This window comes from Agarivorans sp. MS3-6 (assembly GCF_054112545.1).
On sequence record NZ_CM134202.1, the window covers coordinates 122,116 to 135,456 of the forward strand.

The following is a 13,341-nucleotide window of genomic DNA, read 5'->3' on the forward strand; positions in this document are numbered from 1 at the left end:
CGTCATCATTGGCTGGTGCAGTATTCTATGGCGGTTGTTTGAGTGAGGCCGGTGATGGTGACAACAAAATTTAGAACACGCTGCATGTAACACCGTTGACTCGCAGCTTTAAAGCCACGAAGCGACGCAGCGACGAAGCCACGAAGCCACGAAGCCACTTCAGTCTAGATAAAACTCGTAGTAAACATCTAATGCGCTATTTATACCAGAGAACGCTTCGATAAATAGCTTTGGTAATATCTCATATTTCACGGTTAGCTCATTGACTGGGTCAAACACCCCCATTCCGTAACGAACTTCAACCCCAGGCAATACATAAGCGCTCACCTCTACTTGGGTAGAGCTACCTGAGCCAGCTGTACTCAATGCCAAGTCACTTAGCCCCAAGCTACTTCCCACGTTGCCGACAATACCGCCTGCGCGATTTATTCCAGCGCTGAGTAGCATTGATGAAAGCGCGTTATTGTCTTGCTCGGTGTCGCTCAACGCTCGACCTCTTAGTAAATAGGATAACATTTCGTTTTGCGACATAGAGGGATCGGAAAATAAGGTTACTTGTGGAGCATCGGCTAAACCAATCACTTTTACCCCAACAGTAACGCTGTCAGAAATGGTGTTCGGATTACGAATCGCTTCAAAGTCTAAATAGGGCTGTTCTAGAGGACCGGTAAACATTATCCAGCCTTTTTCAATCACCAAATTTTGGCCGTAAGCATTAAATTCACCGTCTATGAGCTCAATTCGACCGTTCGCCCGCAATGGTTCTAACGGTTGTTGTTTTAGGTTTAATTCTCCTTTTAACTTGGTATCTAAACCTAGTGCTTCTAGAGTGATAACTTCAGCTAGGGTGACGGTTAAATCTATTTTGGTGCGCTGTAGCGATACGGTTTCAGTTTGTTCTTCAATCACAATCGCATCTGCAGACTCTGAGATGGCAGATTCTGGTAAGGATTTAACTTTTATAGCGCCCTCTTCAACGGCGATAATGCCGCTGACATCGATAAGCCTATCAGAAAAGACTACGGTTACATCGGGTGATACCGCCAAACTTGCATAGGGATCGACGCTAATCGGTAACAGTTTGGCATTGATATTTAACTCGCCAAGTAGTTGGTTATCTGGCCAGCTGAATTCACCCTTCCAATATGCTGATTTACCTTCACTATTAAACCCACCGTTTAAACTCGCTACTTGGTTATCAAAATTAAGCTCGGTGTGCAGCTGATCGATGCTAAGAGGCACATCGGGGCCCGATACTCGCCCATCAGTAAGCTTTATCTCTCCACGTAATTGCGGCGCTTGTAGTTTACCGTTAACTATAACCGTTCCGTCTATTTCACCGCTTAAGTCATCTAAGGCATTGATAAAGGGTAATAACGGCGATAGCTGAAGCTTATCCAGTTGTAACTGACCACTAATGACCCCACTTTTATCTAAGGATGCTTTACCAGCAGAACGTAAGGCGCCAAGTTGTTCCGATTCAAATAATGCTTGCCAGTGGATATTCTCTTGCTTAATTTGAGCGTTTAACTCTACGGTTTGATAGTTGAGAGTGAGAGCGTTAGTTTCCGTCTTTTGGGATATTGAGCCAGGTGTGAGGCTAAGTTGCAGATTGCCCGTTTGTGGTAACCAATTCTTCAATTTCGCATTAATTACCGCTGAAGCTTGTCCTTCAACAGTATATTCAGTGGGCATAAAGGTATTAAAAATGGCAAAATCGAACCGCTCAACCTTAAGCGCCACTTTACTCTCCCCATCACTAGAGAACGGCGACAGTAAACAAATTTTACTGTTATCTCTTGACCAACAATGGCTGCCAATAGTGGCCACAGAGTTGGCATACTGTAAATCGATAGGGTTAGATAAATAATAGGTACCCAATTCAGCAGTGAGCTCCGCATTTGCGAGTTGCCCTTGCCATTGAGAAAGGTTCCCCTCGCCTTTCAATGAAAGCTCTGCCTCGCGTTGATCTTGTTCTGCTTTAAGACGTAAACCTTGTTGGTTATTGTTACTTGTATAAGCAAGGCTCGCGGCATTTATCGTTTCACCAGCCACAGCCAAACGTTCAAGAGCTAGATCTATGTCTCCGCTAAAGCCTTCGTCTAGCGTTAACTGCCCTTTTGTCATGAGCTTAGCAAGCGATAACTGTTGATTGACAACATTTTCGCTATTAATTTCCCAAGAAAACACTGGCATAGCGAGTGGGCCGGATATTTCAATATCAGCAGCAACCGTGCCCTCTGTCAGCCAAGGCAATTCTGCTAGATTGTCGGCTTGTAAGCGCGCACTAAGCGCTAACTGGTCTTCATTCACAGCGGCTTCTGCCATCAGCATGGTGTTAGCGAGTTTAAGCTTAACTTTTGCATTATTGGTTTGTTGGTCAATATTACCTTGACCAGTAATATCAGCTGTTAAGGGAAGTCCTAACCATTCGCCGGTTAAATCTGCTTTATGCAAATGCCATAGCTTTTCATCGAGAGCAGCCTGAATGACACCATCTAGATTAGGTAATGCGTTTTCCTTACCTAAATCAACCCAATGGCTAAGCTGTAGGTTATCTAAATCAATCGATAACTCTGCTTTTAAGCTTGGTTGCCATTGAGCGCTCCCCTTAATATTGAAGCCGCCTACAGCTTCTTGAGTATCTGCGTATTGGTTAGATGGCGGCTCGCTTTCCTCTAGGGTTTCTGATTGTGGGCTTATAAGCTTATTTTTTAATAGTTCTCCTTGGATAGCTAGCTGGCTAAGCTGAGATAGATCACCACTCAACTGGGCGTTTAACCACAGGTCTTGTAAGCCAGCTAAATCACTATATAGCTGTAATTGGTAACCCGACAAATCGCCGTTAGCATCCATGGTCAGCGAGTCGATTGATAATTGTTCGGGTAATAACTCAAAACTTTGCGTGAGTTCTGCACTAAAATCAAAAGGAAGGTTGGTTTCCATCCAAGCGGCATTTAGTGCTACCTGACTAGCTAGCAAACCTTCACTACTCAGCTCTGCAGACAAGCCTTCGCCATCGCCAGAAAGTTGAAAACTTAAGGCCAACGGCTGCTGCTCTACTTGCATTTCCCATCGCCCCTTTAACTGAGACGGATATAGCTTTTGAAAACCTTGAGTGCCTGCTAACTGTAAATATCCCCAGGGTGTGCTTGCCTCAAGCTTGCGCAACTCTAGATAAGAGAAATCCAATTTTCCGCGTAGGTTTATTGAAGGAAAATTTAACACTTGCGTAGTCAGATCAACAGCGCCTTTTTGTAGTTGCAAATCATCGACGATGACTTGATAAGGCATGCTTACGTCGGGTAGTTCAACAACAAAAGGCAATATGCTTTGAGCTGAGCTGGCTTGTTTTTGCGGCTGTGAAGTCGAGTCCTCTATGGGTGGCATGGTGAACAGCCAATCATCGAGATGTAGGTAATCAACTGAAATAGTCGATTTTTGCCAGTTAGCTTGAGCTTGTATGGCCTGCCAAGAAATTAGCATACCATCAACATTAATTTTGGCCGAGCTCACCGCTAACCGGTTTACAACAAATGGGAACGGTGGTGTCCAAGGGCTGTCGTTTGATTCAGTGCTCTCTGCTTGTTCAGGCTCAGTTGATGCTGCGCTCATTGCCGCTGTATCCACCTTCACGATCAGTGCACTACTTAGCAATTTATCGACACAGAGCTTCGTTTGGCTGATACATAACCAGTCTAACGCGAATTCTAGCTTGTTTAGCTCTACATATAGCCCTGCTTGCTGCCAAATTACTTGTTGAGCACTGATCCCTTGGTACAGATTACCGTCAGCTTCGCTAATGGTTAAGCCATCAACCAAAGTGCTAGCTTTAGCTAAAATCCATTGGGTCGCGCCGCTAGATGATAAGGCCAGCACTAAACAAAATAACAAAGCACTTACCAACAGTAATAAGTACTTGATGGTTTTAAACATCATAAATCTGGCCCCAATGAAAAATGCACTCGCCAGGGATCGGATTCATTTTGGAATCCTTTTGCTACATCTATTCTTAACGGACCAATTAAAGTAAGCCAACGGATCCCCATGCCAGCCCCGATCGATACCGGTTCAGAGAAATCATTAGTAGCCGTACCCGCATCAACAAATGTTGCCCAACGCCACTTTTCGGCAAACTGGTAATTGTATTCAATACTGCCCACCGTCATGTATTTACCACCAATTAGCTGCCCATCGTCGTTTGTGGGACTGATAGTTTTATAATCGTAGCCTCGTATGCTTTGGTCACCACCGGCAAAGAAACGCATTGACGCAGGTACATCGGTAATTTCATCAACTATTATCGCTCCGACATCAGCGCGAAGCAGCACCCTGTGGTTCTGGTAAGAGCGTAACCATTTACCCAACGTGGCTAGACGCAACATTTCTACATCAGATCCCCAATAGGGATGGCCAACTTCTACGCTTGCCTGAAGGTTATCTCCCCAATAGGGGTCTAAGCCCCCCCGGCTTCGAAGACGCGCAAAGTTTGCCCCCGGTAAAACTAAATCGGTAATAGAATACTGATCTGCTTGGCGGTATTTCTCATGCTGCCACTTTAGAAAGAGTGAAGGCTTCCAATCATTAGGGAGTAACCATTGCCGCGTGGTAGAGAGTACGGTTTTTTCACTTTCGGTATCGTTATTATCTTCTCGAATATAACCCGCTTGTACATCGACATAATCATCTACCGGGTTATCCATAGGAATTCGATAAACAAATAGCGCACTTTGTTTGGGTTCTGCGGCTTCTATTTCAAAGCTTACACTATGGCCGCTATCATTTACCCAGGGTCGATTCCACTTTAACCGGACACGGGGGCCTATATCAGTGGTTACCCCTCCACCCACTTCAAAGGTATCCCTTGGTTTTAATTGCAGCCCGACCAGCAAATCGATTTGACCATCGTGGCGATTTTCTAAGTCGGGTCGCACCGAAATAGCTTTAAAATAATCGGTTTCACCTAGGCGTTGGTTAAATTCGCCGACGTCTTGAGAATCGTACCGATCGTTTGTATTGAATTCGGCCAAATTGGCAAATATATCTCGTGGAAGATTTGGGTTAGTGAAAACAATATCGCCAAAACGATAACGTTTACCAGAATCATAATGTAGATAAACATCTGCTGTATTGGTCTTGATACTGATTTTCACTTCGGCTTGTTGGTAACTCGCATCAAAGTAACCATAGCGAGCGGCTAAGCGATTAAATTCAGATTTTAAACCATCATAAGCAGCGTGAGAAAAGGGTTTCCCTTCTGCTAAGCCACTTTTTGTGACCGCGCTGTTGAAACGAGTATCTCTGGTGGCTTCACCAGAAAACTGAAACTCTATCTTGCCAACATTGAGTCGTTCACCAAGCTCAACATTCACCAAGTAGCCCTTTTTGTCTTGTTCAGTAATGGTGATCTTGCTTTGATAGTAACCAAGCGCACGTAAAGCCTTTTTTGTTTGCTCGCTACTGGCACTAATAATTCGTCTAGCACTGCTATTTTCAGGAAAAGTTTGCGCTTCTAAATAAACCTTTACATTATCTTTGGTTTCACCCGATAAGCCCTGGTAATCAAAGTCTATGGCAATTACCGAAGTGGTAAATAAAACAAGCAACATCGGCCAAAAGCGTAAAAACAATGGTTACTTTCCCAATCAAAATTCCGTTAATAGCTAAGTTTAAAGCTTTTTTTGCAGTTTAAAACTACTTATCTAGGTAAGCTGGACTAAATTAGTCGAAAAAAACTAACAGAGTAATCAAATGGATAAAAAATGGCCAAAACCGGTGCTGGGTATTGCCGGTTTTAGTGGGAGTGGGAAAACACGTTTACTGAGTGAAATACTCCCCATGTTGATAGAAAAGAAACTAAGGGTGACGGTCATTAAGCATAGTCATCACACCATTAATTTGGATGATCCCACAAAAGATAGCCATAAGCTTACAGCAGCCGGAGCATCTGAAGTGATATTGTCTTGTCCCAACAAACGTTACCACTTTAGTCAGCAACACAATCACGATAGCGTCGAAGAACAACTGAATTGGGTGAACTGGGCTGCCTGTGACCTGGTATTGGTTGAAGGGTATCGTGACAGTGAAATACCAAAGATTGAAGTTTATCGTGAACAATTAGGCAAACCGCTACTCAGTGCCAATGACGAATCAATTATCGCCGTGGCTAGCCCTAATAAACTGGAGTCACCGCTTACAATTCTGGATTTAAACAAGCCACACTTAATCGGCGAATTCATAGTGAACTATACTAACAACGAAAATTTGTGAAATAGAATCATAAACTTAAAGGTCTATACATTGTCACTACTGTTTAGAGAATAAAATATGAAAGCGAATAAACAGATTGTTGTAGCGGTACTTGTCGTTATTATCGGTCTTACATGGTGGTTCGATTTGGGCCAATGGTTAAATTTTGACACCATCAAACAGAGCCAATCGGACTTGCAATCTAGCGTAGAGCAACATTACTTTGTATCTATTGTTGGTTACTTTTTCCTATATATATTTGTCACCGCTTTTTCAATACCGGGAGCCGCATTGCTGACCCTGCTAGCGGGAGCTCTATTTGGCGTGGTGAATGGGGTCATAATGGTGTCTTTTGCCAGTAGTATTGGGGCAACCTGTGCATTTTTTGTGGCGAGATACTTATTAAGAGATAGCCTAGAGAAGCGTTATGCAGACAAACTACAAAGCATCAATCAAGGCATTGAAAAAGAAGGCGCATTTTATCTATTTAGCTTACGTCTAATCCCTATTTTTCCTTTCTTTCTTATTAATCTTGTGATGGCGTTGACTAAACTGCCACTCAAAACCTTTTACTGGGTAAGTCAGTTGGGGATGATTCCAGCGACTATCGTTTACGTTAATGCAGGTACAGAATTAGCAAAGCTCGACAGCTTATCAGGAATACTGTCCCCTTCGTTACTCATCGCTTTTACGCTTTTAGGTGTGCTTCCTTACATTAGCAAAGCAATTTTAAACAAAATTAAGCAAGGTCGGGTGTACGCGCCTTTCAAAAAACCCACATCTTTTGACAATAATTTATTGGTGATTGGCGCGGGCGCGGGCGGTTTAGTGAGCTCGTATATAGCTGCAGCGGTAAAAGCTAAAGTAACACTAGTTGAAAAACACTTAATGGGTGGCGATTGCTTAAACACTGGTTGCGTGCCATCTAAGGCGCTAATTCGTAGTGCTAAGTTTGCTTATGAAGCCAACAATGCTGAAAATTTTGGTTACGAAAAAGTGGCGGCTAAAGCCAATTTTGCAAAGGTGATGCAACGCGTTCATCAAGTTATAAAGCAAGTTGAGCCCCATGATTCAGTGGAACGTTACACCCGCTTAGGCGTGAATTGCGTTCAAGGCACTGCGCATATTCGTAGCCCTTGGGAAGTTGAAATTGACGGCAAACTGGTTACTACTCAAAACATCGTGATTGCTACTGGCGCTCGGCCACTGGTTCCGGCTATTCCAGGCTTGCAAGATGTTGATTTTCTAACCTCAGATAGCTTATGGCAGCTAACAGAGTTACCTCAAAAGCTATTAGTATTAGGCGGCGGTCCTATCGGCTGCGAACTTACCCAAAGTTTCGCTCGTTTAGGTTCTCAGGTCACTCAAGTTGAAATGGCCGATCACTTGCTTATTCGCGAAGATATAGAGGTTAGTCAGTTATTAGAAGAACAATTTACCAAAGAAGGCATAGACCTTAAGTTGGGGTGGAAAGCAATAAGCTTTCACAACCATGAAGGTAAACAAAGTGTCATTCTCACCCAAGGCGAACAGCAGCTACAAGTAGAATTTGACAAAGTTATACTTGCGCTTGGAAGAGTGGCAAATACTAAAGGTTTTGGTTTAGAAGAATTAGGGATTGAGAATTCCGAACGAGGCACTGTGGCTGTTAATGCCCACCTTCAAACTAACTTTCCCAATATTTATGCTGTGGGTGATGTAGCAGGCCCTTACCAGTTTACCCACTTTGCAGCCCACCAAGCTTGGTACGCAGCAGTGAACGCACTGTTTGGCCGATTTAAGAAATTTAAAGCTGATTATTCGGTCATTCCAGCGGCAACTTATACTTACCCAGAGGTCGCACGAGTAGGACTGAACGAACAAGATGCGAAACAGCAAGAGATTGCCTACGAAGTGACCGAGTTTCAATTAGAAGAACTCGACCGAGCAATCGCAGAAGGCTCCACCAATGGCTTCATTAAGGTACTTACTGTGCCGGGTAAAGATAAAATTTTAGGTGCGACTATAGTAGCTGAACATGCGGGCGAATTGCTTGCTGAGTTTACCCTAGCGATGAAACACGGACTAGGTTTGAATAAGATATTGGGAACAATTCATGCTTACCCAACCATGATGGAAGCAAACAAATATGTAGCCGGAGAGTGGAAACGTAATCATGCTCCACAGAAGGTCCTGTCATACTTAGAAAAGTTTCATACTTGGACAAGAAAGGGTTAAGCAAGCGGCCTAGCTGACTGCTTTGGCAATACCTTGCGACCTTTAATCTAAAATAAATAGGGCCTAGTAACTAGGCCCTATTTATTATTTAAGTGCTAAACATTAAAGTTACTTAATGAGTTGAGGCAAATATCTATTTTACCACTGAATAGCAAGCAAACCTTCTACCCACGAAAATGCTAATAAACTTTACGCCTTTGATGGCTAGGCAACAAAGGCCTCAAAAAGTGTGTTAATGACGGTTTTGATATGCCCAATAACTTTCAACCTTGAATACAAACTTACTTGTTCTTTAGGCTATCTCTGCCTGACCGATAAATAAGCGATCTTCAAATATTTCTGGCTCTAAAGCTTCGCTAAAGTAGAAACCTTGATAAACCGTACAACGACGATATTTTAAAAACTCTAGCTGATACTCTGTCTCTACCCCTTCGGCAATAACTTCTAGGTCTAGGTTTTCCGCCATAGAAATAATAGTCGTGATAATGGCACATTCACTGCCACCGCTTTGCAATTCGCTAACAAACGATTTATCAATTTTTAAGCAATTAATGGGTAGTTTGTTTAAATACGCTAATGAAGAGTAGCCAGTACCAAAGTCATCAACGGAGAAGCGAACGCCAATGTCACGGAGGGCTTGAATTTTTTCAACCGTATCCTGAACGTTATCGACTAATACGCCTTCGGTAATTTCAAGCTCTATAAGTTTTGGGTCACAACCTGTCGCTTGAATAATATTAATAGTTTCTTGGACAAAAGTGTCTCGGTGAAACTGGTTAGGACTAACGTTAATTGACAAGGTTTTAAAGTTATCGGGAAGCCCTCGGTCTTGCCATACTTTTAAGGTTTCACAGGCACTTCGCATAACCCATTGTCCTAGCAACAGGATGAGTCCATTTTCTTCTGCGAGAGGAATAAAACGACCAGGAGATATCCAACCCATTTTACTGTCAAACCAACGTAATAAGGTCTCGGCTCCCACCATTTCAAAATTTGCGTTATAACGAGGCTGAAAATAGGCAACCATGTCTTCGTTTTCTAGGGCTTCTCGCATCATTTTTGTTAGCAAGTGGCGTTCTTGAATTTCGTCGGCCATTTTATCCGAGAAAACATGAACACTAGAACGCGCTAAATCTTTGCCATGATAAAGCGCGATATCGGCTTGGCGCAAAATCTCAGTAGCATTACTTTCAAGGTTCGGGAACAAGGCAACACCGGTGGTTAAATTAAGGGTGATCTGGTTGCCTTTGATAATAAATTCTTTATGAATAATTCGGCTTAATTCAACCGCCATCTCAGTCGCTAAATTTTTCGCTTCTTCGCGATCATTGGATAAGTTAGGAACCAACAACGCAAACTCATCGCCACCTAACCGTGCTACAGTTTCGGCGCTACTGCGGCCCTCTCGAAGACGGTGAGCAATTAAGCGTAACAACAGGTCTCCGGCTGCATGTCCCAGCATATCGTTAACGTTTTTAAAATGGTCAATGTCCAAATAAATCAGCGCGCCGACTTTTTTGCTACGTTTGCTCCTGTCGATCTCGAGGTCTAAGTTTTCTAACAGCTTACGACGATTCGACAAACGCGTAATATCATCGTGAGACGACTGGAAACGCACCAATTCTTGAGCCGAGCGGACTTCTGAAATATTGGTTTGCGTACTAATAACACGCGAAGGCAAACCACGCTCGCTACGTTCTACAACCATCCCTCTTGATAAGACCCATAGATAATGGCCATCTTTATGCCTTACGCGATGCATACTCTCGTAGACCTTATTTTTCTTTTTAAGGTGCTTACGAAGCTCATTGAGAGTTTTGTCTAAGTCGTCCGGGTGAATTCTTGATTCCCACTCTTCAATTTTTTCTCCTACCTCTGAATCTTGAAATCCCAGCATTGATTTCCATTGAGGTGAATAATAAACCGTGTTGGTCAGTAGGTTCCAATCCCAGATCCCATCCCCCGATCCACTTAATGCGAATTGCCAACGTTGTTCGCTTCGTTGCAACTGGGCAAAACTGCTATGAATGCCAGATGCCATTTTTGATATAGCATGTTCTAAAGCACCTATTTCACCCTGACTTTTCGCTTGAATTTGTAAATGATTATGCGTTTGAATTTGCTTAGTGCGACTCACTAGTTTGTTGACTGGTTTTACTAAAATGCGATTTAACATCCACACTAAAATCAACATAGCGATCGACATGTAAATAAAACTTTTTATTGCTTCACTAAAAATTTCTTGGCGCTTTACCAACCAAGCATTTTCAAGGTTGTAACTGACAAATATTGCTCCATGTTCTGCACGTCTTAAACTATCTTCACGCGGCCCCATATCGAGAGGCAAATACAAATTCACTTGCCATTTCTGGGGGAGTATTTGTGTCAATGGCGCCCGCTGGTTTTTGACTTTGGTAAATAAGTCACCATTAAAATAGTTGCTACTATCGGCGGCAAATAAGCTCTTTTCAGCACGATGATTAGATAACTGAACCAAGCCTTGAGGGTCGATAACTTGCAGCGAGTCTAAGCCTTGATTTAACGCCACTAAGGTAATTTGTCGTTCAGCGATATCCCATTGATGACGCGACAAGCTATCAGACAAACTTTGCTGAAGCTGGTACCCGGTATTCAACAGATTAATAGCGGCATCTTCCGCTATTTTGTCTTGTTGTTCGTTCAATGTACCCAATAGCAGTAGCCCTTGTGTAACTAGCAACAACACCAGAGCCAATACAGGAATAACTATGCTTAGCGAAATCCTTTTTATCTTAAACACCTGTTAACTCCATTAACCACTCACTACTGAAGTTTCTCGATAAATCCGGCGCCCGGCGGATCAATTCTAAATCTGCCATGCGCTGCGCTTTTTGTTGGGCATGCCCTGAGATAAAATTGCTAGAAAATAGCGAAATACTTTGCTGTGCATTTAGAACCTGTATTTTGGTATAGGCTTGTTTAACCTCTTTACTATATAACTGAGTTCGCTTGGCTATCAGCTTGAAGCCTTCTCTAGAATGTTCCTCTAACCAACTACTGGCAGAGTAAAAATTATTCAATAGCTTAAGCACATTTTGTTTTTGGTCATGTAAAGCCTTAGTGCGCACCACCAATACACGATAATACGGTTCACTTTGCACAGCACTTTGATATAAAACATTCCCTGACAAGTTATCAACTAAACGGCTCTGGATTGGGCCCGAAGTGAGAACTGCACTAATATCACCTTTGCGAAACAAGCCAAGTTGTTCATCTAATTTTGCTTCTACTAACACAAAATCATCCGCTTGCAACTCACTGTCTTGAAGCCAATCGTCGATCACTAGCGACGCAACGGATAAACTTTCATAACCTATCCGTTTACCTTTTAACGAACTAATATCGCCAATAGCCTGCTGCGATACCAAAGCATCACCACCGACGCTGCGGTCAATAACCGCAACGACGGTCAGTTCTACGCGCTCTGATAATAATGTAATCACTTCTGTTAGGCTGAGAAAGGCAGCGTCTACTTGGTTGCTCTTAATAGCATGCATGACATGACTAGGGGTTGTAAGCTCACTAACCTTGTAACTGGCAGAGCCTTCGTAAGCGAGTTGTTTAGCGAGAAATATTGGCTCAAAACCAAGCCATGGAGAGACAGCAACGCGAAGATTTTGAGTTTGATTTTGGCAAGCAGCTATCAAGCCAGCCAACAACATGACAGTGATCTGTTTGAAACACTTTAAAGACGGCACAATAAAATTCATATCCCTACGTTGTTCTCAACTCATCCTGAGCCTTTAACAATTATTAGGTCATTCTGCTTGCCATTAGCACAAAAAGAAAGTGTCGATGTAAAAAAATTATGACGATGTTACATACTTAAAGGTTTACGCCCAAAATTTGAGCACTAGATCAAAGAGAGCCGCAAAAACGGCCCTCTTTTTAAAAATTGAAACAGAAGTGATTCTTGGTTAATTCGCTCTTAGTGCTGCTATGCGTTTTTCTAAAGGCGGATGACTTAACAGTAATTCGTTGATTGAGCGTTTTCCGTTAATGCCAAAAGCCATCAATGAACCTTCCATTTCCGGTTCACGGCTACCACTTAGGCGTTGTAAAGCGTTGATCATTTTTTGTTTGCCAACCAACTTAGCCGACCCTGCGTCTGCGCGGAATTCACGTTGGCGAGAGAACCAACTAACGATGATGCTCGCTAAAATGCCAAATACCATTTCCAATACAAAAACTGTTGCTATGTATGCGAGGGTCCCCATACCTTGGCCGTTTTCATTGTTGTTGCTCATAGAAGAACTAATCAGGTTGGCAATAATACGTGCTAAGAACATCACAAAAGTATTAACTACTCCCTGAATTAGAGTCAGAGTGACCATATCACCATTAGCAACATGGCTAATTTCATGAGCAAGTACCGCTTCGACTTCATCACGAGTCATGTTTTCCAATAAACCTGTACTCACCGCTACCAAGGCGTCATTACGCTTTGCTCCAGTAGCAAAAGCATTCATATCTGGCGCAGCATAGATTGCAACTTCAGGCATCCCGATACCGGCGGCTTTAGCTTGGCGCGCGACCGTTTCTAGCAACCAAGCTTCAGTTTGGTTTTTCGGAGTAGTAATCACTTGAGCCCCAGTAGATCGCTTAGCCATCCACTTAGATATCAGCAGCGATATTATGGAACCACCAAAACCAAAGATTGCACAAAATACTAATAGTCCGCCAATACTTTGAGTCGATATCCCCAAAGCAGAGAACACAATGTTCATGACGATGCCAAGTACTAATACAACCGCTAAGTTAGTGGCTAAAAACAAAAATATGCGTTTCATCATCTTCCTCGAAATAGGTCTAAATAACCCAACACCTATAATATAT

General features: G+C 42.8%; 7 protein-coding genes. 2 read left to right on the forward strand and 5 right to left on the reverse strand.

Annotation, left to right across the window (positions count from 1 at the left end; all coding sequences use genetic code 11):
• Positions 1 to 159: 159 nt before the first annotated feature.
• The gene (tamB, locus tag ACVFI8_RS00655; RefSeq protein WP_457872733.1) at positions 160 to 3,939 is read right to left on the reverse strand and encodes an autotransporter assembly complex protein TamB; all 3,780 of its coding nucleotides are present in this window, start codon (positions 3,937 to 3,939) and stop codon (positions 160 to 162) included.
• Positions 3,936 to 5,630 (reverse strand): autotransporter assembly complex protein TamA, encoded by a 1,695-nt coding sequence (tamA, locus tag ACVFI8_RS00660; RefSeq protein ID WP_248715362.1) that lies wholly within the window; start codon positions 5,628 to 5,630, stop codon positions 3,936 to 3,938. The genes tamB and tamA overlap by 4 nt, the downstream gene beginning before the upstream one ends.
• 121 nt (positions 5,631 to 5,751) lie before the next feature.
• Here tamA and mobB point away from each other — a divergent pair, with 121 nt between their 5' ends.
• Together mobB and ACVFI8_RS00670 are read left to right on the forward strand one after the other, a co-directional pair.
• Positions 5,752 to 6,270 carry a molybdopterin-guanine dinucleotide biosynthesis protein B gene (gene mobB / locus ACVFI8_RS00665; protein ID WP_457872734.1) on the forward strand — a complete coding sequence of 173 codons (519 nt, stop codon included), beginning with the start codon at positions 5,752 to 5,754 and terminating at the stop codon, positions 6,268 to 6,270.
• A gap of 57 nt (positions 6,271 to 6,327) precedes the next feature.
• Positions 6,328 to 8,466, forward strand: a complete 2,139-nt coding sequence (locus tag ACVFI8_RS00670) for an FAD-dependent oxidoreductase (protein WP_457872735.1) — start codon at positions 6,328 to 6,330, stop codon at positions 8,464 to 8,466.
• Positions 8,467 to 8,758: 292 nt separating this feature from the next.
• Here the strand turns inward: ACVFI8_RS00670 and ACVFI8_RS00675 are convergent, their stop codons facing one another.
• The 3 genes from ACVFI8_RS00675 to htpX all read right to left on the reverse strand — a co-directional run bounded on the left by ACVFI8_RS00675 (position 8,759) and on the right by htpX (position 13,295).
• A complete protein-coding gene (locus tag ACVFI8_RS00675; RefSeq protein ID WP_248715359.1) occupies positions 8,759 to 11,245 on the reverse strand; it encodes an EAL domain-containing protein in 2,487 nt (828 codons plus the stop codon).
• On the reverse strand, positions 11,238 to 12,215 hold the full coding sequence (locus ACVFI8_RS00680) for an ABC transporter substrate-binding protein (RefSeq protein ID WP_248715358.1): 978 nt from the start codon (positions 12,213 to 12,215) through the stop codon (positions 11,238 to 11,240). Before ACVFI8_RS00680 ends, ACVFI8_RS00675 begins: the two co-directional genes overlap by 8 nt.
• Positions 12,216 to 12,422: 207 nt before the next feature.
• Entirely contained in the window at positions 12,423 to 13,295 is an 873-nt protein-coding gene (gene htpX / locus ACVFI8_RS00685; RefSeq protein WP_248715623.1) for a protease HtpX, read from the reverse strand.
• Positions 13,296 to 13,341: the final 46 nt, after the last annotated feature.